Raw genomic sequence first — 23,021 nt, 5'->3', positions numbered from 1 at the left:
GAAACGAGGCTGCGATCTTTTGATCTTCTTTTTTCAGGATCAAGATCAAAAGATCGCCGCGTGCCGCAGCTACAGGGGTGCGGCGGGTTTACGGGCAATGATCACCTGGCTTTTCGCAACCACCGCATCCAGCGCCTGTTTGATCTGCGCGCCACGCGGCGAGTCCAGCACCGCTTGCCAGGTGTCGGCCCAGTGATTGAGCAGCGGATGATCCGGATTACTGAAATCGACCTTGGCTTCCCAGAACAGCAACATCCACATCGACCAGTAAAAACCGTATTGGCTGTGGCTGATGATCTCCAGCCCCGCTTCACTGACCATCGCCTTGAACTGGTCTTCGCTGATGATGCGAATGTGGTTGGGCTTCTGGAAATACTCGGCCGCGGCGATATCTTTTTGCAAATCTTCGGAGCTAGGGTGCGGCACGCTCAGCAAGTACAGGGCGCCTGGCTTGCCGACGCGTACCAGTTCGGCAAGGAACTGCGCCGGGTCGTCGACGTGCTCGATGACTTCCGTGGAGACCACACGCGTGGCCGTGCCGTCGGCAATCGGCAGCGGATTGCAGTCGGTGACGTGGCATTCGATGCCCCGCGCCGGGGTATCGCTGAGACGCTGACGGGTCGCTTCGACCTTCGCTCCGTCAATGTCGGCAATGATGATCTTCGCCCCACGCATGCCGCAGAAATGCACGTTGCCGCCATCACCGCAGCCGACGTCGAGCAGGGTGTCATCGGCGGTCACCGGAAAGTCTTTGAACAGCTCGCCGGTTTCCTGGTTGAACCAGCCACTGAGCATCGCATCGTGCAGGCCGAGCATGTACGGATCGGTCTTCTCGGCGACCGCCGCGACGGGCTGCGCGGCGGCCGGAGCAGGCGTGCCCGCCGTGAGTTTCTTCAAAAGGCTCAGCATGAGGTGGCTCCAGAGGATGGGATGGCGGTTCGGGACGTGCCGAGGCGTTTGACCAGCGCAGCGCCACGGTTGCGCATCGGCATTTCGACAAGGCGATAATTCAGTTCACTGAGCAGCACGATCAGGCCGAACGCTAGCAACAGGGTGACGATCGGATGCCCGGCAGGGCTGGGCAAACCCGCGTTCTGCAAACGGAAGATCAGTTCACGCACCAGTTGATAGGCCGGAATGTGGATCAGGTACATACCGTAGGAGCGACTGCCGACCCACGCCAGCACACGCTGCACAGCACCGGCAGGCATCAGGTAGTCGCGGTTGTACGAAGCGATCCACACCAGCAAGGCGCCGAGTACGGCAATCGATCCGATGCGGTAAGGGGCAAAGGTGAAACGGTCGGTGGCCATGAAGCTCAACAGTGATCCGATGGCGATCAGCGCCGAAATGCCGGCCCACGGTCGACGCAGGAAGGTCGGCTCCCAGCGTTGATAACCCGGCTGCGCGCTCCACATCGCCAACAGCACGCCGAGGGCCAGCGCGTCGGTACGCACGACCATCAGCAACGGCGTGCGCACGGTCAGAATCTGCACCGCCACCAGCGCCAGCAATGCCCAGACCAGACGCCGGCGAAACAGCAGAATCAACAGCGGAAACAGCAGATAAAATTGCTCCTCCAGCGCCAGGCTCCAGTAAACGAAACTGCTGCCGTACTCGTAATGAAAGAAGCTGTCGGCAAAACGGAAGTTCGCGTACTGCAGCACCCCGGCCAGCGTCGCTTGCAGGTTGGCGCTCAACGTGCCAAACGCCCCGGAGCAATTGAGAAACACGCAGGCCAGCAGCATCAGCGCCAGCCACAACCAGGCCGACGGCAACAGGCGAAACGCCCGGCGCAACCAGAAATTGCGCGTTTGCTGCCAATATTCCCGGCGAGTCGTACAGCCTTGCAGCGTCGGAATCAGGCTACGGGCGATGACAAAACCGGAAATCGCGAAGAACAGATCGACGCCCCACCATGGCTGCGCCCAGCCATGAATCTTCTCCAGCAACGGCACCGGGTCGGTGAACAGGCTGCCCTGCAGGTGGTGGAACAGCACGCCCAGCACGGCAATGGCGCGCAGGACTTCAATGTCCATGATCCGTTTGCTGCTCATGCTTGGGGAGTTTCCATGGCCATGCAGCGCTGTTCGAACAACTGTGCGAGGAATACCTGCAGACGCTGTTCAGCCACGGCCTGACTGCAGAAACCTTGCAGGCTGCTGACGGCGTGTGCCGACATCTGTGCGTAACGCGCCGGATGGTTTTTCGCCACGTCGTAACTGGCTTTGTAGGCTGCACACAACGACGCCCAGTTGGTCACATAACGCAAGGTGCGAAAGGCCCGACGCGGGTCGTGCGGCCAGGCGGTCAGTTCGTCGGTGGACTCGATCAGAAAGGCATTGTCGGCGCTCAGGTAATCGATCATGGCCGTGGTGCGCGGCGCCACCGCCGGTTTGCCGCAGGACATGAACTCCATCAGCGGCAAGCACTGACCTTCGCCATACGAAGTGTTAACCACGTAACGGGTGGCCTGCACCAACCGCTCATAATCCGGATCGGCAAGGTAGCCATAGATCAACACGATGCGGCAGCGGTAGGACTGGTTTTTGTACAGGTGATGGAGGATGTCGCTGAGGGCTTCTTCGGCATCGTGGTGGGTCAGTTTCAGCACCAGCGTGGCATCTTCGACGTCGCGAAAACTCACACAGAAAGCGCTGAGCATGTCTTCCCAGTTCTTGCGCCCGTCGCCGGGGTTGAACACCGACGTGTACACAACGCCATCGAGCAATAGCTCCTGCTCGGCGACCGGCGCGGTGAAATCGATGCCGGGGCCACTGCGCAAATGGGCCGGGCCGAACGCATTCAGATCGAGCGTGCGACTGTCTGCTACCAGGCCTTTGATTGTCAGGCGCAACGGCTCTTCCCGCGGTGCCCCATGCAACTGCGCGCCACGCGCTGCAAAGCGATCCCACACCGGCGCCGGCACCGCAACGATCGGGTAGTCATCCGTCATCGCTTCGCGCACGGCGTTCACCGTGTAACTCGAATGAGTGATCGCCGCGCCACAGGCAGCCAACACCGTGCGCCAATCGTTGCGCGACTCAGCGGCAAACGGCTCGTTGGGGATGGTGCTGAATTCCCACGCAAACACCGGCAATGTCGGACACGCCAGGTGTACCGGGGTGCGATGTGGCGGCGAGAACGACAGAAACACACACGGCTCGCCCCGGCTCAGGCACTCCAGGTACAGCGCATCGACCTCAACCTTCGGATCGAGCACTTCCACCACCCGCCCGAGTCGTTCGAGTACCGGACGGTATTCCTTGAGCACAAAGTAATAGCTGTACTCCGAACGTCCGAGGTTCTGCGCGATGGTGTGCTGGTTGGTTTCCGAGTGAATGATGATCAGCATGAGGCGTTATCCGTCACGGGCGCGGCATCGGCAGTCCTGGGTGCCAGCGCGAAAAAGTCCGCCATGCGTTTTTGCACCGGGGCGAACGCGCAGTAATCGTGCATGCGTTCGATGGCGGCCATGGACATCCGCTGATAGTCCTGAGGCTGGGTCCTGGCCATCCGATAGCTGTGTTCGTAGGCGTTTTTCAGCGAGCCCCAGTCCGGGCGATAACGCAATGTGCGGTAGATGATGCGGGTGTCCTGCGGCCAGATCGTCAGCTCTTCGCTGGACTTGACCACGAATGCCACCGCGTCATCGATGTAGTCTTCCATCGCCGTGTGATCGGGGGCGATCACCGGTGTGCCGCTGGACATGAACTCCATGAGCGGCAGGCACAGGCCTTCACAGCGCGAGGCGTTCACGTAGAAACTCGCGGCCTGATACAGCCTGGCGTACTGCGCGTCGTCGAGGTAACCGTGCATCACCACCACCCGGCAGGCGAACGGCGTGAGTTGCGCAAGCAATGTCATCAACTCGCTGTAGTAGGACGCCAGATCGTTCTGGGTAATCTTCAACACAAGCGTCGCGTCGGACGTTTCGCGAAACGCCCAACAAAATGCGGTAATCAGTTGATGCCAGTTCTTGCGCCCGTCCTTGGGGTTGAACACGGTGACATACACCACACCGTCGACTGTGGTTTCGACCACCGATGTGGTGTCCGGCAAGTCCAGCGTCACTGGTTCGACTACGGGCACTGGCAGCGGCCCGCACACAGCCGGCAGGCGCTGTTCGAGCCAGCCGTGCAGCATGTCAGGCACCAGATCGCGAATACCTTCCCAATACCAGTGATAGAGAAACTTCACCCGTGGCACCGGCTCTGCCTGCGCGTGTCCCAGATTCAGCGCCCATAGACGCAGGTAATGCCGGGCAATGACGAAGCGGCGTTTGAGGGTCAGCGGTGGCGGCCGCGCGGCTTCGATTTCGGCCGCCAGCGCGGCTTCCTCTTCAGGCGTGATCGGCGTCGGGATCAGCGCATCGGCGCAGAGGCCAAGGGTACGGGTATCGAAAATGCAGCCTTTTATCGCCAGCGACGTGCCTGGTTTGACCGGCAGACTGAGCGTCTGCTGACGAATCGCCGCGAAGTTTTCCCATAGCGGCGTGGGCAATACCAACACCGGGAAGTTTTCGCCCATGGCGCGACGAATGGCCCGGGCGGTGTGGCTCGACAGGGTGATAACCCGCCCATGGCGAGCGAGCATCTGCGTCCAGTCCTGACGCGGGTCGTTGTCCCATTGCTCGTCAGGAATCGAGTCGAACTCCCAGGCCACCACACACACCGTCGGGCATTCGAGGTCGACCGGGGTTTTCTGCGGTGGAGTGAACGACAGGAACAGGCTGTCTTCGCCGGCGGCAAGCAGTTGTCGATACAGCGGATCGACATCGGCGGTGGACGACACCACGTGCACATGCCCAAGGCTTTCCAGCACCGGGCGATAGGCCTTGAGCACGAAGTAATAACTGTATTCGGGACGCCCGAGACTCTGGCTGATGGAGCGGTCGTTGACGTCCGAGTAAAGAATGAAATTCATGGCATCCCACGATGAAGCTGCCGTCCTGGCAACCTCATGCTATGACGACCGGGCGCTGGTTCAAGTCGGCATCGCTGCTGCTTGTCCATCATCCTCGGGAACGTCTTCGTTTTTGTTTTAGTGGTCAGTTTCACCCCGTTGCGCTACGCCCACGGCGAACCTTGGGAATAGCGACGAGGGCCATTCTAAACACATCCATCAACGATCCGGGAACCGCCGGACGGGAATAAATCGGACTACGCTAACGAGAACTGACCGGTCACGGTTTGGCCTGTTGAAATTGCTGAGTAATTGGCACAGATTGGTAACAAACAACTACAACAACTGACTTCGCCTGTCTTTCACCCGGTTTTTCCTACGGTCTGACAGACCTCTCCTTAAAGCCTGTGAGAAAGTGGCGCAAGTTCAAGACTAAGGGGTCGCTGTTTGAAAAAGCGTCTGTTCGTCACGGGTCTCAGTGGATTCGTTGGACAACATATTCAGTCATGTTTGGCCTCGCCTGACTCAGCGTGGGAACTGCTGCCTGCAGCTTCACGTTACGACCTGACGGATCCGGACAGCCTTGTCGACCAGTGGCCGCAAATGCCTGACGCGGTCATGCATCTGGCCGGCCAGACTTTCGTCCCCGAAGCCTTCCGCGACCCGGCACGTACCTTCGACATCAATCTGCTCGGCACCCTCAATCTGTTGCAGGCTCTTAAGGCCCGTGGTTTTCAGGGTACCTTCCTGTACGTCAGCTCCGGCGACGTTTACGGCCAGGTCAGCGAAAGCGATCTGCCGATCACCGAACGACAAGCGCCCTGCCCGCGCAATCCGTATGCGGTGAGCAAACTCTCGGCCGAGTTTCTCAGCCTGCAATGGGGTTTGAGTGAGGGCTGGCCGGTACTCGTCGCACGGCCGTTCAACCACATTGGCACAGGGCAAAAAGAAAGTTTCGTCATCGCCAGTGCCGCCCGCCAGATCAATCGCATCAAACAGGGCCTGCAAGCCCCGCAGCTAGAAGTCGGCGATATCGACGTGACGCGGGATTTTCTCGATGTCGGCGATGTGATTTCGGCCTATCTCGCGCTGCTGGAAAAAGGCGCACCCGGCCAGGTCTACAACATCTGCTCGGGTCGTGAGCAAAGCATCCGCAGCCTGATCGAGCAACTCGGCGACCTGGCCGAAGTGGAGATGCAACTGGTGCAAGACCCCGCGCGCATACGCCGCGCCGATCAGCGTCGCGTTTGCGGCAGCCACGCAAAACTGGCCAAAGCCACCGGATGGTCGCCAGCCATCACCACACAACAATCCCTGCGGACGATCCTGTCCGACTGGGAGACGCGAGTACGACAAGAATGACAAAAAGTGCACTCATCACAGGGATCACCGGCCAGGACGGCGCGTATCTGGCCAAGTTGCTGCTCGACAAGGGCTACAAGGTTCACGGCCTCGTTGCACGACGCAGCAGCGACTCGCGCTGGCGTCTGCGCGAAATGGGCGTCGAAGCCGACATCGTCTATCTGGACGGTGACATGGCCGATGCCTGTTCGGTACAGCGAGCAGTCATTCAATCAGCGCCGGACGAGGTCTATAACCTCGCCGCGCAGAGCTTTGTCGCCGCGTCGTGGAGTCAACCGGTGACCACCGGCATCGTCGATGGCCTGGGCGTTACCCACCTGCTCGAAGCGATCCGCCAGTTCAGCCCGCACACCCGGTTCTATCAAGCCTCGACCAGCGAAATGTTCGGTCTGATCCAGGCCGAGCAACAGGATGAAAACACGCCGTTCTATCCGCGCAGCCCTTACGGGGTGGCCAAACTCTACGGTCACTGGATTACCGTCAACTACCGCGAAAGTTTCAACCTGCACGCCAACAGCGGCATCCTCTTCAACCACGAATCGCCGCTGCGCGGCATCGAGTTCGTCACCCGCAAGGTCACCGATGCTGCCGCACGCATCAAGCAAGGCAAACAGCAGGAGCTGGCCCTGGGCAACATCGATGCGAAACGCGATTGGGGTTTTGCCGGCGACTACGTCGAAGCCATGTGGCTGATGCTGCAACAGGACAAGCCTGACGATTTTGTGGTGGCCACCGGCGTCACCACTACCGTGCGGGAAATGTGCCGCATCGCCTTCGATCACGTCGGCCTCAACTACCGTGATTACGTGAAGATCGACCCGGCGTTCTTCCGCCCCGCCGAAGTCGAAGTGCTGCTCGGCAATCCGGCCAAGGCTCAGCGCGTGCTGGGCTGGAAGCCGAAAACCGACCTGGATACCTTGATCCGCATGATGATGGATGCGGACATGAAACGCGTCGCCAAGGAGTAGGCCATGCTGATCCCCGTGATACTGTCCGGCGGTGCCGGCACCCGTTTGTGGCCGGTGTCCCGCGAGGGCCATCCGAAACCGTTCATGAATCTGCCCGACGGCCAATCGCTGCTGGGCAAGACCTATCAGCGTGCGGCAGCGTTGCTCGACGGCTGGGGCGACATCGTCACGGTGACCAACCGCGAGTACTACTTCCAGAGCAAGGATCACTATTGCGCCGCCCATGTCTCGCGTCATCGCGGGCATTTCCTGCTGGAGCCGACCGGGCGCAACACCGCGCCGGCCATTGCTGCTGCCGCGTTGTCGCTGCAAGCACTGCACGGTGACGACGCGATCATGGTGGTGATGCCCGCCGATCATTTGATCGTCAATCAGGACGCGCTGAAAACGGCCGTCGAGCACGCGGTCAATCTGGCCAAAGACGGTTATCTGGTGACCTTCGGCGTAATCCCGACGGCGCCGGAAACCGGCTTCGGCTACATCGAAACCGGTGCCCCGCTGGACGCCAGAGGCGCGGCGAAAGTGCAGCGCTTCGTCGAGAAACCCGACCTGCAAACTGCCACGCATTATCTGGAGAGCGGCAACTTCCTGTGGAATTCGGGGATGTTCTGCTTCACCACCGCGACCTTGATTGCTGAACTGCAATTGCACGCGCCCGAGTTGCTGGAGCAGACCCGCGCCTGCATAGATGTCAGCGCGCCGATTGAAACCGTCGGCTGCCTGCAACAGGAACTGTCGCCGGCACTGTTCGCGGAAATCACTGACATCTCGATCGACTACGCACTGATGGAGCGCTCGGAAAAAGTGGTGGTCGTGCCCGCCGGTTTCGACTGGAGCGACATCGGTTCGTGGGGCGCCGTCGCGGCGCTGGTACCGGCCGATGCCGACAACAACCGCGCCAGCGGTGAAGCGATCTTTATCGACAGCCATAACAATTTCGTCCAGAGCGATGGCCGGCTGGTAGCGACAGTGGGTGTGGATAACCTGATCGTGGTCGACACCGCCGACGCGGTGCTGGTGGCCCACGCCGACCGTGCGCAAGACGTACGCCGCGTGGCCAAGCAACTCAAGGACAAATCCCACGAAGCCTATCGGTTGCATCGTACCGTCAGCCGCCCGTGGGGTACTTACACGGTTCTCGAAGAAGGTCCGCGCTTCAAGATCAAGCGCATCGTGGTCAAGCCTGGCGGCAAGTTGTCGCTGCAAATGCACCATCACCGCAATGAACACTGGGTAGTGGTCGAAGGCATGGCCAAGGTCACCAACAATGGCAGCGGTACCCATCTGGTGGCGAAAAACGAATCGACGTTCATCGCTGCCGGCCACCGCCATCGCCTTGAAAACCCTGGGGTGATCGATCTGGTGATCATCGAAGTGCAAAGCGGCGAATACCTGGGAGAGGACGACATCGTCCGCTTCGAAGACCAATACGGCAGGACGGTTTAAATGCTGCTTTCCCTGTATCGCTCGTTGCATGGCTACCGGGGTTTCATCCTCGGCAGCGTGCAGCGAGAGTTTCAAGCGCGATACCGCAATTCGCTGTTCGGCGCCTTGTGGCCGATTTTCAATCCGCTGTCGATGATCATTGTTTACACCGTGATCTTTTCCCACATCATGCGCGCCCGCTTGCCGGGTGTGGATGACAGCATGGCCTACAGTGTTTACCTCTGCGCCGGGTTGCTGGCGTGGGGACTGTTTTCCGAAATCACCCTGCGCAGCCAGAACATGTTTCTGGAAAACGCCAACCTGCTGAAGAAAATCAGTTTCCCGCGTATCTGTCTGCCAGTGATTGTGCTGTGCAATGCCGGGATCAATTTCGCGATCATCATCAGTCTGTTTCTCGGCTTTCTGCTGATCACCGGGCGCTGGCCGGGCATGGCGCTGCTGGCGCTGATTCCATTGATCGCCCTGCAAATGATGTTCTGCGCCGGGTTAGGCATGGTGCTCGGCGTATTGAACGTGTTCTTCCGCGATGTCGGCCAGCTCTTCGGCATCTGCCTGCAATTCTGGTTCTGGCTGACGCCGATCGTTTACCCGATCACGATCCTGCCGGAATGGGTGCAGCGCCTGTTGCAACTCAATCCGCTGACCAACCTGTTCAGCAGTTATCAGAACCTGTTTCTCTACGGACAGTGGCCGGTCTGGAGCTCGCTGCTGCCGATCTTCGTTACGGGCGTGCTGTTTTGTCTGATCGGTCTGCGGCTGTTTCGCCAACGCGTTGGCGAAATGGTGGATGAACTCTGATGGGGCATATTCGCGTCACCGGCCTGAGCAAGGCCTACAAACAATATCCCAACCGCTGGAGCCGACTGGCTGAGTGGCTGATTCCGTTTTCGCCAATCCGCCACCACCAACACTGGGTGCTGCAGGACGTCGAATTCGAAATCGCCCCCGGTGAAGCGGTGGGCATCGTCGGTGCCAACGGCGCGGGCAAAAGCACCCTGCTGAAGATGATCACCGGCACCACCCAACCCACCACCGGCAAGATCGAACTGCAAGGCCGCGTGGCCGCGCTGCTGGAACTGGGCATGGGGTTCCACCCGGATTTCACCGGTCGCCAGAACGCAATCATGGCCGGTCAGTTGCTGGGCATGCAGCTCGAAGAAATCGAAGCACTGATGCCCGAGATCGAGCATTTCGCCGAGATTGGCGACGCCATCGACCATCCGGTACGCACTTACTCCAGCGGCATGCAGATGCGCCTGGCGTTCAGCGTTGCCACAGCCCGGCGCCCGGACATTCTTATCGTCGACGAGGCACTGTCGGTGGGCGACGCCTACTTCCAGCACAAAAGCTTCGAACGCATCCGCAGTTTCCGCAAATCCGGCACCACGCTGCTAATCGTGTCCCACGACCGCTCGGCGATTCAGTCGATCTGCGACTCGGCCATCCTGCTCAAGGACGGCCGCATGGCCATGTACGGCAAACCGGAGGCGGTGCTCGACTACTACAACGCGCTGATGGCCGAACGCGAAGGCCAGATCGTCCGTCAGGAAATGCTCGCCGGCGGCGAAGTGCAAACGATATCAGGCACCGGCGAAGCGGCGATTCTCGGCGTGCGCCTGCTCGATGAAAACGATCGCAGCATCGACGCCGCCGAAGTCGGCCAACCGGTGGTGCTCGAAGTTCAGGTCGAAGTACGCAAGGACATCGAACGACTGGTGCTGGGCTTTATCCTCAAGGATCGCCTGGGCCAGATGATGTACGGCATCAACACCCATCGCCTCGACAAGGCATTGACCGACCTGCACGCCGGCGAGCGCTTTACCTACCGCTTCTCGTTCATCATGGGTTTGGGCAAAGGCAATTATTCCGTGTCGCTGAGCCTGTCGCGTCTGGACTCGCACCTCGATCGCAATTTCGAATGGCGCGACTACGGGTTGGTGTTCCACGTGATCAACAACCGTCAGGAAGATTTCGTTGGCTGCTCATGGCTCGGCGCCAAGACCACTATCATGCGCGACACCGAAGCCCGGCCGGCCGAGCGCTTGCCATGACCCGCTTGCTCGTCGAATGCACCCATGTGTTCAAACACCCGGCCATCAATTCGGGTATTCAGCGGGTGGTGCGCAACGTCATCAAGCAACTGCCCGCCAGCGCCGCAGGTGTGGAGTGCATGCCGGTGGTGGTGCTCAATGGCGAACTCTATCGCGTATTGCAACTGGCATCGCTCGATACGCCTTTTTTCAACGCGCTGGAAACCTTCGGTGGACGCCTGGAGCGCCTCGCCCATCGCGTCTGGCAATGGCACCAGCGGCGTGACGCCCAATGCACCTCGAAGCTGGCGCGACGAATTTTGTATGTCGGATACCGGCTCACAATCTTCGGCGCATTCGGCCTGCCGATCCGCCTGATCCGAAGAATCAACCGCAGGCAATTGCTCAAGCGTTGTTCACCACTGCAACATCAGCCGGGCGATCAATTGGTGCTGCTGGATTCATCCTGGCACTCGGATTTTTTTGCCCACGTCGAGCGGCTAAAACGCGACGGCGTCGGCATGATTGCGGTGATCTACGACCTGATCCCGCTGACTCACCCACAGTTTTACGATACGCGTCTGGTCGAGGTCTTCAGCGAATGGTTCGACTGGATCACTCGCACAGCGGATGGCTACATGGCGATTTCCGCCACGGTGCGCGATCAAATGCATGAAGAGATGCAGCGCAGAATCGGTGCCGAGCAGTCCAATAAGCGCTGGTTCGATTTCTTTCACTTGGGCTCCGAACTGGATCTGCACAACGACCAGGCCACGGTTGATCCACGCCTGAGACAATTGTTCACGACAACAGACCCGGTTTACCTGATGGTCAGCACCATCGAGCCGCGCAAGAATCATGCGTATCTGCTCGATGCCTTCGAACGCGCCTGGGCCACAGGCTCGACGGCCCGGCTGTGCATCGCCGGGCGGGTCGGCTGGAAATGCGACACCCTCCTCGCCCGGGTGCGCAATCATCCCGAGCTGAACCAGCGTCTGTTCATGTTCAACGACCTCAGTGACACCAGCCTTGAACACGCCTACGCCCACGCCAGTGCGCTGGTGTTTCCCTCGTTCGTCGAAGGCTTTGGTCTGCCCCTGGTGGAAGCCATGCAGCGTGGCTTGCCGGCGATGGGCAGTGATATCGCGGTGTTCCGCGAAATCGGCGGCGAGTTCATGGCGTACTTTGATCTGCAGGATCCGCAAAGCCTTGCCGACCTGATCAACCAATTCCAGCGCAACGGCCAGTTCCCCGCTGCTCGCGACGTCGCGGACTGGCAGTGGATCGGCTGGCGCGAAGCCAGTCTGCAACTGGCTGAACGCAGTGTGCGGAATGTTCTGCAAGCGCCGGCGGCGCCAGCGAGGCTGCATGCGCATTGCCCTTAACGCACGAATTCTCCAGGCGCCGCGTACCGGCATCGGCCACTACGTCGCCGAACTGGTCAACGCCTTGCGCAGCGAGCCTGATATGGATGTGACGTTATTCCATGGCTGGGGCTGGAGTTCGGCGCTGCCGGAAGCGGCCATGCCCGGTTACTCGCGTCTGACGCCACTGCTGCGGCAAATCCCCGGTGCCTATCAGGCGCGCCGCTGGCTGGAGCAGAAACGCTTCGATCAGGGGCGCGCGCAAGGTATCGACCTCTATCACGAGCCAAGTCTGTGGCCGCTGGCCTTCGACGGCCCGACCGTAATCACCCTGCACGACCTGACACACCTGCATTTCCCCGAGACCCAGCCCCCGGCACGGCTCAAGGAAATCGAGCGTCGCTTGGCTCAGGGTGTGCAACAGGCGCAGGTGATTCTCACCGACTCGCAAGCCATTGCTGAGGAAGCTCAAGCTTATTTCGGCCTGCCTGCCGAGCGTTTTGTGGTGGCGCCACTGGGCGTCGCCGAGCGCTTTCATCCACGCGAGGCGAGCACCATTGACGCGGTGCTCAAGGCGCACGCGGTCGAGGCGCGGGAATATTTCCTGAGTGTGGGTACGCTGGAGCCGCGCAAGAATCTTGGCCTGGCCCTACGTGCCCATGCCCTGTTGCCGGAGGCTGTGCGCCAGCGCTTTCCGCTGTTGATCGTCGGTATGGCCGGGTGGGAGCGCGAACAGTTCAGCGACCCCTTGCGTCAGGCACTGGCCAGCGGGCACGTGTGCCTGCTCGGTTATCTGCCCGATGAACAGGTCGCGCAACTGCTGGCCGGCGCCCGGGCGCTGATTTTTCCATCACTGTATGAAGGTTTTGGTCTGCCGGTATTGGAGGCCATGGCCAGCGGCACACCGGTGGTGCTCACGCGTTCTTCAGCGATGCCGGAAGTCGCGGGCGCGGCGGGCAACTATATTGAAGCTGACGATGCAGAAGGCCTGCGTGACGCGCTGAGCCGACTGATCGACGATCAAGCGCATTGGCAGGCATGCCAAGAAGCCGGGTTACAGCAGTCACGGCTTTTTTCCTGGGAGCGTTGTGCACAGGCCACAGCCAGTGCCTACCGCCAGGCCATGGGAGGTTGAATGCGAGTTCTTCATTTTTTCAAGACGTACCTGCCTGACTCCGTCGGCGGCATTGAGCAAGTGATCTTCCAGCTCTGCGAGAGCGGCGCCCAGCACGGCATCGATGGCCAGGTGCTGACATTGAGCGCTGACCCGACACCGGCCGTGGTGCAACTCGGTCAGCACGAAGTGCACCGGGCCAAACTCGATATTCAATTCGCCTCCACCGGTTTTTCCTGGAGTGTGTTCAAACAGTTTCGCGAGCTGGCCGCCGAGGCCGACGTGGTCAATTACCACTTCCCGTGGCCGTTCATGGACATGGTGCATTTCGCCAGTGCGATGAATAAACCAAGCGTGGTGACCTACCATTCGGACATCATTCGCCAAAAGCACCTGCTCAAACTCTATCGCCCGTTGATGAATCGCTTCCTCGCCAGCGCCGACCGCATCGTTGCCGCTTCACCGAACTACCTGCACACCAGCGATGTGCTGCAGCAGTTCCAGGACAAGACCCGAGTGATTCCCTACGGTTTGAACAAGGCCGGTTATCCACAGCCGGATACCGAACGAATGAATCGCTGGCGCCAGCGGGTTGGGGACAAGTTTTTTCTGTTTGTCGGCGTGATGCGTTACTACAAAGGCCTGCACATCCTGCTTGAGGCCCTGAAAGACGTGGACTATCCCGTGGTCATTGTCGGCGCCGGGCCTCTGGAACTGGAACTGCACGCTCAGGCTCGGGCGCTGGGCCTGCGCAACATTCATTTCCTCGGGCGCCTGGGTGACGAAGACAAAGTCGCACTGCTGCAACTGAGCTACGCCATCGTCTTCCCTTCGCACCTGCGCTCGGAAGCTTTCGGCATCTCCCTGCTGGAAGGTGCGATGTACGGCAAGCCGATGATTTCCAGCGAGATCGGCACTGGCACCAGCTACATCAATATTCACAACGAAACCGGGCTGGTGGTGCCTCCGAGTCATCCACAGGCGTTTCGCGAGGCGATGCGCACACTGTGGGAAGACCCGGTGCGCGCCGCCGCCATGGGTGTGAAAGCCGAAGCGCGTTACCGGCAGTTATTCACAGCCGATGACATGGGCCGCAAGTGGACAGAGCTGTATCAGGAATTGCTGGAAGAGAAATCCTTGTCTTACGCTTAATGCTATTCAACACAGATTCATTGTAGGAGTGAGCCTGCTCGCGATAGCGGTCTGTCAGCAACAATGATGTTGATTGACCCGACGCGATCGCGAGCAGGCTCACTCCTACAGGGTCAGGTTACAGATCCAGTACAAGCGGCTGATTGCTTTGTGCCGGAACTGCACAACAAATCAGCACATGCCCCGCCTCCGGAATATCCGCCGGCACCTGTGGATAATTCACCGCGCCACTGACCAGCCGGGTCTTGCAGGTACCGCACGACCCACCACGGCAACTGAACTCCGGGCGTAGTCCGCGACTTTCTGCCAGTTCCAGCAAACTGCCGCCATCGGGTTGCCAACGTGCCTCTTTCGCCGAGCGCTCAAACACCACCGGCACCGAAGTGGTCGCTGCGGGCGGTTGCTCGATCACGATCGCATCCGGATCGGCCTGACGTTTCAGGGTCGACGGGCCAAAGGTTTCCGCGTGAATCTGCGTGTCGCGCACATCCAGTTCGCGCAAAGTGTCGTACAGCCCTTGGGTAAAACCACCGGGGCCGCAGAGCACAAAGTCGAGCTGATCGAAATCCTCGGCCTCCAGCAGGTTCCTCAGCACCGCGCCGTCGATGCGCCCATGCAGATCGAAATCCTCACCCTCTTGCAGATCGGCTTCCGGCTGGCTGAGCAGACGCAGCACTCGTACAGAATCGCCTGCGGTTTCGAGCAAACGATCCAGCTCCTTTCGAAATGGCTGATCCGCCAGACTGCGCGAACTCTGCAGCAACAACGTCGGACGAATCCCCCGCGTGCGCAAGCCCTGGTACACAACCTCGCGCAGCATCGACAGCAACGGCGTGATGCCGACCCCGGCAGCCAGCAGCACCAACGGTCGCTGTTCCAGCGGCGCCACGGTGAAATGTCCCTGCGGCGCCCGCGCCTCGAGCACATCACCAACGCGAATCTGCTCATGCAGGTGCGAGGAAATCAGCCCTTCGCGCTTCACGCTGATCCGGTAGAAACCATCCGATGGCGCACTCGAAAGACTGTAGGTGCGGATATGCACCTCGCCATCAATAGTGAAACGCACTGGCAAATGCTGACCCGCGAGAAACACTGGCAACCCGGCGCCATCGGTTGGCTCCAGATAGATTGAACGGATGCTGCGACTTTCTGCTTCGATCTTCGCCACGCGCAGCGGCCGCCATTGATTACCCAGTGCCTGCGCCTGCAAACGGGCGTCGGCTTCGGCCCAATTACCGGTCAGCAGGCTGGTCGGCGACATGCCTTCGAAGCGCCAGCGCAACGCCAGAGCTGCCGGACGCCGCACCAGTTTTTCCACCTCAAATGTCCACAGCCGTTCCGCACCTTGAAAGGCCTCGATCTGCGGGTCATCGAGAAGGATCTCGGTACGCCCGCTGAGTTGCAGCAGATCACCTGTGGAAAAGTCGATGAACAGCAAGCCGGCCTTGGGATTGAGCAGCAGATTGCCGAGGGTGTTGAAATGCAGGTTGCCGGCAAAGTCAGGGATGGTCAGACGATTGCCTTCCACCCGTACGAAACCGGCCTGGCCACCCCGGTGAGAAACATCCACCGCACGCTGGCCGTCGACATCCACATAACTGGCGACAAAAAACGTATCAGCGCCGGCGATCAGCGCCATGGCTGCATCATCAAGGCCGCTCAGATGCTCAGCCGGGCGTGTCTGCGGATCTGTCAGCGGCACCCGCTGAAACTGACGCAGTTGAATGTACTGCGGGCAGTTGCCGAAGGCCTGATCCACGCTCACGTCAAAACCATCAGCGCTCAGATTGCCGACATGGCCGTTGAGGCGATTGCGCCGGCGGGTGTGCAATTCGATGCCGAGCAAACCGATCGGCTCGCCATTGCGCAGTTGCGCCGGGTCATCGGCAGCAGGCTGGCTGGCGAAATGCAAATGCTCGGGATCCGGCGACCGGGCAAACCCCGGCGCACCTTCGAGCACACTGGCCCACGGCATCCCCTGCGCATCGACTGCGCCGTACAGCATGAAGGGCAGTTGCTGATAGAACTCACGGTGCTGATCCGGCATCCAGGTGCGAATCACCTTACGCCCGAAGGCTTCCATACGATCGGCAACGCCGACATGGGCCTGCAATTGCTGTTCGCCAGCGTGCCACGGTGAACGTTCCATCACGACCTCTCCCCTGCACCGTCGGCACAGTGTCGATTGCGAAAATCAGGCAGTGGTTTGCAGACCGGCAACCGTACGCGGCATGCCGACGAAACCAGGCAAGGCTTCAACCCGCGCCAGCCAGGCGCGGACGTTGCCGTAGTCGTCCAGCGACACGTTGCCTTCCGGTGCGTGGGCGATGTAACTGTAGGCAGAAACGTCGGCAATGGTCGGTTCGTCGCCGGCCAGGTACGCGGTTTTGCCCAACTCGATGTCCATCACCTTGAGCAGGTTATGCGCCCGGGTGATTGCCTCGTCCGCATTCAGTTGTGCGCCAAACACCGTGACCAGTCGCGCTGCAGCGGGCCCGAAAGCGATAGGTCCGGCTGCGGCCGACAACCAGCGCTGCACACGTGCGGCGCCGACAGGATCCGTTGGCAACCAACGGCCGTTGCCGTATTTCTGCGCCAGGTACACCAGAATCGCGTTGGAGTCGGCCAGCACCACGCCGCCGTCATCAATCGCCGGTACTTGGCCAAAACTGTTGATCGCCAGATACGCCGGCTGCTTGTGCTCACCCTTGGCCAGATCGACGAAAACCAGCTCGGTCGGCAGTTGCAGCAGGGACAACATCAGCTCGACACGGTGGGCGTGGCCGGAACGTGGAAAGTTGTAGAGTTTGATCGCTTGCATGGTCGACTCCGCTGAACAGGGGCGCCACTGCGGGAATGAGAGCGCCGATGGAGGCCATCTTGCGCTGATCGCAAAAACAACAGAATAACCAGTAACTGCAATCGATTATTTCATTGGGTGCAATAACGCAGCGCCTTTCAAAGCAGGATGTTCGCGCAAAGCGTTGGCGGTGAAATCGACAAAACTGCGGATCCGCGCCGGCGCCTTGCGCCCGCCCTGATACACCACATGGATCGGCAATGTCGGCAGTTCAAATTCAGCGAGGACGATTTCCAGCTCACCGGTCGCGATTTTGCTGGCAACTTGATAAGACAGCACCCGAGTCAAGCCCAGCCCCATGCAGGCTGCGGTAATCGCTGCCTGATTGGCGGTCACGATCAGACGCGGCTCAGGACGCACGCTAAGCGGTTCACCCGCGTCGAGAAACGGCCAACTGCGTTGCTGGCCAATCGCTGAAGTCGCCACCACTGGCGCGCCCGCCAACGCGTGGGGATGAGCCGGTCGGCCATATTTGGCAAAGTAGTCCGGCGAGCCGCAAATGACCCTACGCACCTCACCCACGCGAACAGCATGCTGACTGCTGTCCGGCAGATCACCGATACGCACCGCCACATCGATGCCCTCCTCGACCATGTTGACGATCCGATCGACCAGTACCGCATTGATCGTGACATCCGGATACTGCGCCAGATAACGCGCCATCAGCGGCGTCACAAACAAATCACCGAACAACACCGGCGCTGTGACCGTCAGTTGCCCACGCGGCTCGGCATGACTGCCCGCTGCCGAATCCTCGGCTTCCTGCACCTCAGCGAGAATCCTCCGACAATCCTCCAGATAACGCTGCCCGGCTTCGCTCAAATGCACACTGCGCGTAGTACGAATCAGCAACTGCGTGCCGATGCGCAACTCCAGCGCCGCCACCGCACGCGTGACGCTGGCCGCTGACAAACCCAGACGCCGCGCGGCAGAGGAAAAGCCTTGCTCTTGGGCGACGGTGGTGAAGATGTGCATTTCCTGGAAGCGATCCATGGTGCCTCTCGAGTCAGATACAAAAATCGCAGCCGAAGCTGCGATTTTTGCGCGTAGGTCAGCTGTGGATAACTTATTCCACCGTCACCGACTTCGCCAGGTTACGCGGCTGATCGACGTCCGTGCCCTTGAGCACCGCCACGTAGTACGACAGCAACTGCAGCGGAACCGTGTAAAGGATCGGTGAGAGGATGTCGTGGATGTGCGGCATCTGCACCACGTGAGTGCCTTCGCCGTTGGTCATCCCGGATTTTTCGTCGGCGAACACGATCAGTTCACCGCCACGGGCGCGGACTTCCTGCAGGTTGGATTTGAGCTTTTCCAGCAGTTCGTTGTTCGGCGCGACGGTAACCACCGGCATATCGTTATCCACAAGCGCCAGCGGGCCGTGTTTCAGTTCGCCGGCCGGATAGGCTTCGGCGTGGATGTAGGAGATTTCCTTGAGTTTCAGGGCGCCTTCCATTGCTACCGGGAATTGCGCACCACGACCGAGAAATAGCGTGTGGTTCTTCTCGGCGAACAGCTCGGCGATTTTTTCCACCGTGCTGTCCATGGCCAGTGCTTCGCCGAGACGGGTTGGCAGGCGACGCAGTTCTTCGACCAGACGTGCTTCGACGCCGTCGGCCAGTGTGCCGCGCACTTGGCCCAGCGACAGGGTCAGCAGCAATAGGCCGACCAATTGCGTGGTGAAGGCTTTGGTCGAGGCGACGCCGATTTCGCGGCCGGCCTGGGTCAGCAGGGTCAGGTCGGATTCGCGCACCAGTGAGCTGATGCCAACGTTGCAGATGGCCAGGCTGGCGAGGAAGCCCAGTTCCTTGGCATTGCGCAGCGCCGCCAGGGTGTCGGCGGTTTCGCCGGACTGCGAGATGGTCACGAACAAGGTGTCCGGCTGCACCACCACTTTGCGGTAGCGGAATTCGCTGGCGACTTCGACCTGGCACGGGATACCGGCCAGTTCTTCGAGCCAGTAACGCGCGACCATGCCGGCGTGATAGCTGGTGCCACAGGCGACGATCTGTACGTTGCGGACTTTGGCGAACAGTTCGGCCGCTTGTGGACCGAACGCTTGCACCAGCACCTGATCGTTGCTCAGGCGACCTTCGAGGGTGCGTTGTACAACGGCCGGTTGCTCGTGGATTTCCTTGAGCATGTAGTGGCGGTATTCACCTTTGTCGGCAGCTTCGGCACCATCGCTGTACTGCACGGTCTGGCGCTCGACGGCATTACCGTTGATGTCCCAGATCTGCACGTTATCGCGGCGAATTTCGGCGATATCGCCTTCTTCCAGGTACATGAAGCGGTCCGTGACCTGACGCAGGGCCAATTGGTCAGAGGCGAGGAAATTCTCGCCCAGACCCAGACCGATCACCAACGGGCTGCCACTGCGCGCGGCGACCAGACGATCCGGCTGTTTGGCATTGATCACGGCCAGACCGTAAGCACCGTGCAGTTCCTTGACCGTCGCTTTAAGCGCAACGCTCAGGTCTGGCTGGTCCTTGAGCTTGTGGTTGAGCAGGTGGGCAATGACTTCGGTGTCGGTGTCCGAAGTAAACACGTAACCCAGCGCTTTCAGTTGTTCACGCAGGGCTTCGTGGTTTTCGATGATGCCGTTGTGCACCACCGCGATGTCGCCGGAGAAATGCGGGTGCGCGTTACGCTCGCAAGGAGCGCCGTGGGTGGCCCAACGGGTGTGAGCAATGCCGAGACGGCCCACCAGTGGGTGTTCGGCCAGCGCCGCTTCGAGTTCACTGACCTTGCCCGGGCGACGCATGCGCTCGAGGGTTTCGTCGTTGGTGAAGACCGCGACACCGGCGCTGTCATAGCCACGGTATTCAAGGCGCTTGAGGCCTTCGAGCAGGATGGCGGTGATATTACGTTCAGCAACTGCGCCGACAATTCCACACATGCTTATTTCTCCTGACTGACAGCCGCGCAAATCACGGTGATACCGCGGGCCTGTATCTGATCGCGCGCTTCGATAGGCAGGCGATCATCGGTAATGAGGGTATGGACGCTGCTCCACGGCAGTTCCAGATTGGGGATCTTGCGACCGATCTTGTCGGCCTCGACCATGACGATGACTTCTCGCGCCACCTCGGCCATGACCCGGCTCAGTCCCAGCAATTCATTGAAAGTCGTCGTGCCGCGCACCAGATCGATACCGTCGGCGCCAATGAACAACTGGTCGAAGTCGTAAGAGCGTAGTACCTGCTCGGCGACCTGGCCCTGAAAGGATTCCGAATGCGGATCCCAGGTGCCGCCGGTCATCAACAGCACCGGTTCGTGCTCGAGTTCACTCAGGGCGTTGGCGACGTGCAGGGAATTGGTCATCACCACCAAACCCGGCTGCTGGCCAAGTTCGGGGATCATCGCGGCGGTGGTGCTGCCGCTGTCGATGATGATCCGCGCGTGTTCGCGGATGCGTTTCACCGCCGCGCGGGCGATGGCCTGTTTGTACTTGGAAACGCTCTGCGCGGTTTCCGCGACCAGTTCCTGCGGCATGGTGATCGCCCCGCCGTAGCGGCGCAGCAACAGACCGTGGCTTTCCAGGGCGGCGAGATCCTTGCGGATCGTAACTTCCGAGGTTTCGAAGCGCTTGGCCAGTTCATCCACACTGACTTCGCCCTGCTCGTTGAGCAAGGCGAGGATGTTGTGACGGCGTTGCGGCGTGTTGCGTTTCGACATGGCGACTTAAGTTTCGTTTCGAAAGATAACGGAAGCAATCAAAACCTATCGGCTCTAAATCGTCAAGCGGCAGCAAGGCTTTTTTGAAAACGACACAAACAAAAATGTGGGAGCGAGCTTGCTCGCGAAGGCATCGTGTCAGTCAACATCAATGTTGAATGATCTACGGCATTCGCGAGCAAGTTCGCTCCCACATTGGATTTTCGTCGTTAAAAAGAAACTGTGGATAACTCAGCTCTTCTTGAACTTCTCCGGCCGCTTCCAGCCGTCGATATTTCTCTGCCGCGCTCGGCCCACGGCCAACTGCGCGTTATCCACATTCTGCGTAATCGTCGAGCCGGCCGCCGTGGTTGCACCGTCGGAGATATCCACAGGCGCGACCAGCGAATTATTGGAACCGATGAACACATCTGCACCCAGCACGGTTCTCCACTTGTTGGCGCCATCGTAGTTGCAAGTGATGGTGCCGGCGCCGATGTTGGTACGCGCACCGATCTCGGCATCGCCCAGATAAGTCAGGTGTCCCGCCTTGGCGCCTTCGCCCATGCGGGCATTTTTCAGCTCAACGAAGTTACCCACATGCGCGCGTGCTTCAAGCACGGTGCCTGGACGCAGACGCGCGAACGGGCCGGCGTCACTGCCCTCGCCCAGTACGGCACCTTCGATATGACTGTTGGCTTTGATGACCACGCCTTTGCGCAGGGTGCTGTCCTTGATCACGCAGTTCGGGCCGATCACCACGTCATCTTCGATGACCACATTGCCTTCGAGGATCACGTTGATGTCGATCAGCACATCGCGACCGACGGTCACTTCACCACGCACGTCAAAGCGCGCCGGATCACGCAAAGTGACGCCTTGCGCCATAAACCGACGACCAGCGCGCAACTGGTAATGACGCTCCAGCTCAGACAGCTGCTTGCGGTCATTGGCGCCCTGCACTTCCATCGGGTCGTGTGGTTGCTCGGTGGCGACCACCAGACCATCATTGACCGCCATCTCGATCACGTCGGTCAGGTAGTACTCGCCTTGAGCGTTGTTGTTCGACAGACGGCTCATCCAGTCAGCCAGACGATTGGCCGGGACAGCAAGAATGCCGGTGTTGCCTTCAGTAATTGCGCGTTGCGCTTCGCTGGCATCTTTGTGCTCAACGATCGCGGCCACCTTACCGTCGGCATCGCGCACGATGCGGCCGTAACCGGTCGGGTCATCCAGCTCGACGGTGAGCAAGCCCATCTGTCCAGGCACGACATGCTTGAGCAGACGCTGCAGGGTTTCGACTTCGATCAGCGGCACGTCCCCGTAGAGGATCAGCACGGTGTCGGCAGTAATGAACGGCACCGCTTGAGCGGTGGCGTGGCCGGTGCCGAGTTGCTTGTCCTGCAGGACGAAATTCAGATCGTCGGCAGCCAGTCGCTCGCGCACCACGTCGGCACCATGACCAATCACCACATGAATGCGTTGTGGATCGAGTTGCCTAGCGCTGTGGATAACATGACCCAGCATGGAGTTGCCGGCAATCGGGTGCAGCACCTTCGGCAGGGCCGAGCGCATACGCGTGCCTTGACCGGCCGCGAGGATAACGATTTCAAGAGACATGACTGGCTACCAATCCTGGGTGGTCAGCAACTGCGACCGGGTTGTAAAAATCGGAAAAGAAAAAAGGGTAGCCGAGGCTACCCTTTTTTATCAATCGCACAACAAGCGGCTGACGGATTAACCGCCAAACTTCTTGCGGATCTGCTGGACGGTGCGCAGCTGAGCTGCAGCCTCGGCCAGTCGCGCGGACGCAGCTCCGTAGTCGAACTCGGCGCCACGTTCATGCAATGCCTTCTCGGCAGCCTGAACGGCTTGCTGAGCGGAGGCTTCATCCAGGTCGGCAGCACGTTGCACGGTATCGGCAAGTACCTTGACCATGTTCGGCTGAACCTCGAGGAAACCACCGGAGATGTAGAACACCTCGGCTTCCCCGCCTTGCTTGATCAGGCGGATCGGACCTGGCTTCAGATTAGTGATCAGCGGCGCGTGACCCAGAGCGATACCAAGATCACCCAGTGCACCGTGCGCAATCACCATCTCGACCAGGCCGGAAAAGATTTCCCCTTCCGCGCTGACGATATCGCAATGGACTGTCATAGCCAT

The 23,021-nt window shown here is 60.0% G+C and carries 19 protein-coding genes; 8 read left to right on the top strand and 11 right to left on the bottom strand.

All coding sequences use genetic code 11. The features are described 5' to 3' along the window. Positions 1–69 precede the first annotated feature (69 nt). The 4 genes from BMY54_RS00790 to BMY54_RS00775 are packed head-to-tail and all read right to left on the bottom strand — an operon-like array spanning position 70 to position 4,926. Positions 70–909 (bottom strand): class I SAM-dependent methyltransferase, encoded by an 840-nt coding sequence (locus BMY54_RS00790; protein ID WP_093429571.1) that lies wholly within the window; start codon positions 907–909, stop codon positions 70–72. Continuing rightward, complete coding sequence (locus BMY54_RS00785) at positions 903–2,057, bottom strand: acyltransferase family protein (RefSeq protein ID WP_093429570.1); 1,155 nt, start codon at positions 2,055–2,057, stop codon at positions 903–905. Before BMY54_RS00785 ends, BMY54_RS00790 begins: the two co-directional genes overlap by 7 nt. Beyond that, positions 2,054–3,355: a glycosyltransferase gene (locus BMY54_RS00780; protein WP_093429569.1), complete on the bottom strand. Its 1,302-nt coding sequence runs from the start codon at positions 3,353–3,355 to the stop codon at positions 2,054–2,056. The genes BMY54_RS00785 and BMY54_RS00780 overlap by 4 nt, the downstream gene beginning before the upstream one ends. Continuing rightward, complete coding sequence (locus BMY54_RS00775; RefSeq protein WP_093429568.1) at positions 3,349–4,926, bottom strand: glycosyltransferase; 1,578 nt, start codon at positions 4,924–4,926, stop codon at positions 3,349–3,351. The genes BMY54_RS00780 and BMY54_RS00775 overlap by 7 nt, the downstream gene beginning before the upstream one ends. A 426-nt stretch (positions 4,927–5,352) precedes the next feature. Between BMY54_RS00775 and BMY54_RS00770 the strand changes: the two genes are divergently transcribed. From BMY54_RS00770 to BMY54_RS00735, 8 genes are read left to right on the top strand one after another with little or no spacing between them, the layout of a single operon-like run. Further along, positions 5,353–6,267 carry a GDP-mannose 4,6-dehydratase gene (locus tag BMY54_RS00770; RefSeq protein WP_093429567.1) on the top strand — a complete coding sequence of 305 codons (915 nt, stop codon included), beginning with the start codon at positions 5,353–5,355 and terminating at the stop codon, positions 6,265–6,267. Further along, complete coding sequence (gmd, locus tag BMY54_RS00765) at positions 6,264–7,235, top strand: GDP-mannose 4,6-dehydratase (protein WP_093429566.1); 972 nt, start codon at positions 6,264–6,266, stop codon at positions 7,233–7,235. Before BMY54_RS00770 ends, gmd begins: the two co-directional genes overlap by 4 nt. Before the next feature lie 3 nt (positions 7,236–7,238). Next, the gene (locus BMY54_RS00760) at positions 7,239–8,681 is read left to right on the top strand and encodes a mannose-1-phosphate guanylyltransferase/mannose-6-phosphate isomerase (protein ID WP_093429565.1); all 1,443 of its coding nucleotides are present in this window, start codon (positions 7,239–7,241) and stop codon (positions 8,679–8,681) included. Continuing rightward, positions 8,682–9,479 (top strand): ABC transporter permease, encoded by a 798-nt coding sequence (locus BMY54_RS00755; RefSeq protein WP_093429564.1) that lies wholly within the window; start codon positions 8,682–8,684, stop codon positions 9,477–9,479. It abuts the gene before it with no gap. Continuing rightward, a complete protein-coding gene (locus BMY54_RS00750) occupies positions 9,479–10,732 on the top strand; it encodes an ABC transporter ATP-binding protein (RefSeq protein WP_093429563.1) in 1,254 nt (417 codons plus the stop codon). Before BMY54_RS00755 ends, BMY54_RS00750 begins: the two co-directional genes overlap by 1 nt. Next, positions 10,729–12,096, top strand: a complete 1,368-nt coding sequence (locus BMY54_RS00745) for a glycosyltransferase family 4 protein (protein WP_093429562.1) — start codon at positions 10,729–10,731, stop codon at positions 12,094–12,096. The genes BMY54_RS00750 and BMY54_RS00745 overlap by 4 nt, the downstream gene beginning before the upstream one ends. Next, positions 12,080–13,210 (top strand): glycosyltransferase family 4 protein, encoded by a 1,131-nt coding sequence (locus BMY54_RS00740; RefSeq protein ID WP_093429561.1) that lies wholly within the window; start codon positions 12,080–12,082, stop codon positions 13,208–13,210. Before BMY54_RS00745 ends, BMY54_RS00740 begins: the two co-directional genes overlap by 17 nt. Beyond that, positions 13,211–14,341, top strand: a complete 1,131-nt coding sequence (locus tag BMY54_RS00735) for a glycosyltransferase family 4 protein (RefSeq protein WP_093429560.1) — start codon at positions 13,211–13,213, stop codon at positions 14,339–14,341. Between the two features lie 118 nt (positions 14,342–14,459). Here BMY54_RS00735 and BMY54_RS00730 read toward each other — a convergent pair whose 3' ends face one another. The 7 genes from BMY54_RS00730 to BMY54_RS00700 all read right to left on the bottom strand — a co-directional run bounded on the left by BMY54_RS00730 (position 14,460) and on the right by BMY54_RS00700 (position 23,021). Beyond that, positions 14,460–16,490: a pyridoxamine 5'-phosphate oxidase family protein gene (locus BMY54_RS00730; RefSeq protein WP_093429559.1), complete on the bottom strand. Its 2,031-nt coding sequence runs from the start codon at positions 16,488–16,490 to the stop codon at positions 14,460–14,462. A gap of 45 nt (positions 16,491–16,535) precedes the next feature. Next, the gene (locus BMY54_RS00725; protein WP_093429558.1) at positions 16,536–17,162 is read right to left on the bottom strand and encodes a glutathione S-transferase family protein; all 627 of its coding nucleotides are present in this window, start codon (positions 17,160–17,162) and stop codon (positions 16,536–16,538) included. Positions 17,163–17,267: 105 nt separating this feature from the next. Then, positions 17,268–18,194 carry a LysR family transcriptional regulator gene (locus BMY54_RS00720; RefSeq protein WP_093429557.1) on the bottom strand — a complete coding sequence of 309 codons (927 nt, stop codon included), beginning with the start codon at positions 18,192–18,194 and terminating at the stop codon, positions 17,268–17,270. Between the two features lie 73 nt (positions 18,195–18,267). Continuing rightward, entirely contained in the window at positions 18,268–20,100 is a 1,833-nt protein-coding gene (gene glmS / locus BMY54_RS00715; protein WP_093429556.1) for a glutamine--fructose-6-phosphate transaminase (isomerizing), read from the bottom strand. A gap of 2 nt (positions 20,101–20,102) precedes the next feature. After that, a complete protein-coding gene (locus tag BMY54_RS00710; RefSeq protein ID WP_007911964.1) occupies positions 20,103–20,879 on the bottom strand; it encodes a DeoR/GlpR family DNA-binding transcription regulator in 777 nt (258 codons plus the stop codon). Positions 20,880–21,110: 231 nt separating this feature from the next. After that, positions 21,111–22,478 (bottom strand): bifunctional UDP-N-acetylglucosamine diphosphorylase/glucosamine-1-phosphate N-acetyltransferase GlmU, encoded by a 1,368-nt coding sequence (gene glmU / locus BMY54_RS00705; protein WP_093429555.1) that lies wholly within the window; start codon positions 22,476–22,478, stop codon positions 21,111–21,113. A gap of 117 nt (positions 22,479–22,595) precedes the next feature. Further along, positions 22,596–23,021, bottom strand: a complete 426-nt coding sequence (locus BMY54_RS00700; RefSeq protein WP_093429554.1) for a F0F1 ATP synthase subunit epsilon — start codon at positions 23,019–23,021, stop codon at positions 22,596–22,598.

This window comes from Pseudomonas sp. ok266, assembly GCF_900110195.1.
Taxonomy (GTDB): domain Bacteria; phylum Pseudomonadota; class Gammaproteobacteria; order Pseudomonadales; family Pseudomonadaceae; genus Aquipseudomonas; species Aquipseudomonas neuropathica.
This window is presented reverse-complemented; position numbering and strand designations above follow the sequence as displayed.

What these genes read in the sequence shown, in the direction of transcription:
- BMY54_RS00725 (WP_093429558.1), bottom strand. Translation starts at nt 17,162, where the DNA reads ATGCAAGCGATCAAACTCTACAACTTTCCACGTTCCGGCCACGCCCAC.
- BMY54_RS00740 (WP_093429561.1), top strand. Translation starts at nt 12,080, where the DNA reads ATGCGCATTGCCCTTAACGCACGAATTCTCCAGGCGCCGCGTACCGGC.
- BMY54_RS00775 (WP_093429568.1), bottom strand. Translation starts at nt 4,926, where the DNA reads ATGAATTTCATTCTTTACTCGGACGTCAACGACCGCTCCATCAGCCAG.
- BMY54_RS00755 (WP_093429564.1), top strand. Translation starts at nt 8,682, where the DNA reads ATGCTGCTTTCCCTGTATCGCTCGTTGCATGGCTACCGGGGTTTCATC.
- BMY54_RS00745 (WP_093429562.1), top strand. Translation starts at nt 10,729, where the DNA reads ATGACCCGCTTGCTCGTCGAATGCACCCATGTGTTCAAACACCCGGCC.
- BMY54_RS00760 (WP_093429565.1), top strand. Translation starts at nt 7,239, where the DNA reads ATGCTGATCCCCGTGATACTGTCCGGCGGTGCCGGCACCCGTTTGTGG.
- BMY54_RS00780 (WP_093429569.1), bottom strand. Translation starts at nt 3,355, where the DNA reads ATGCTGATCATCATTCACTCGGAAACCAACCAGCACACCATCGCGCAG.
- BMY54_RS00720 (WP_093429557.1), bottom strand. Translation starts at nt 18,194, where the DNA reads ATGGATCGCTTCCAGGAAATGCACATCTTCACCACCGTCGCCCAAGAG.
- glmS (WP_093429556.1), bottom strand. Translation starts at nt 20,100, where the DNA reads ATGTGTGGAATTGTCGGCGCAGTTGCTGAACGTAATATCACCGCCATC.
- BMY54_RS00735 (WP_093429560.1), top strand. Translation starts at nt 13,211, where the DNA reads ATGCGAGTTCTTCATTTTTTCAAGACGTACCTGCCTGACTCCGTCGGC.
- glmU (WP_093429555.1), bottom strand. Translation starts at nt 22,478, where the DNA reads ATGTCTCTTGAAATCGTTATCCTCGCGGCCGGTCAAGGCACGCGTATG.
- gmd (WP_093429566.1), top strand. Translation starts at nt 6,264, where the DNA reads ATGACAAAAAGTGCACTCATCACAGGGATCACCGGCCAGGACGGCGCG.
- BMY54_RS00790 (WP_093429571.1), bottom strand. Translation starts at nt 909, where the DNA reads ATGCTGAGCCTTTTGAAGAAACTCACGGCGGGCACGCCTGCTCCGGCC.
- BMY54_RS00785 (WP_093429570.1), bottom strand. Translation starts at nt 2,057, where the DNA reads ATGAGCAGCAAACGGATCATGGACATTGAAGTCCTGCGCGCCATTGCC.
- BMY54_RS00700 (WP_093429554.1), bottom strand. Translation starts at nt 23,021, where the DNA reads ATGGCTATGACAGTCCATTGCGATATCGTCAGCGCGGAAGGGGAAATC.
- BMY54_RS00710 (WP_007911964.1), bottom strand. Translation starts at nt 20,879, where the DNA reads ATGTCGAAACGCAACACGCCGCAACGCCGTCACAACATCCTCGCCTTG.
- BMY54_RS00730 (WP_093429559.1), bottom strand. Translation starts at nt 16,490, where the DNA reads ATGGAACGTTCACCGTGGCACGCTGGCGAACAGCAATTGCAGGCCCAT.
- BMY54_RS00750 (WP_093429563.1), top strand. Translation starts at nt 9,479, where the DNA reads ATGGGGCATATTCGCGTCACCGGCCTGAGCAAGGCCTACAAACAATAT.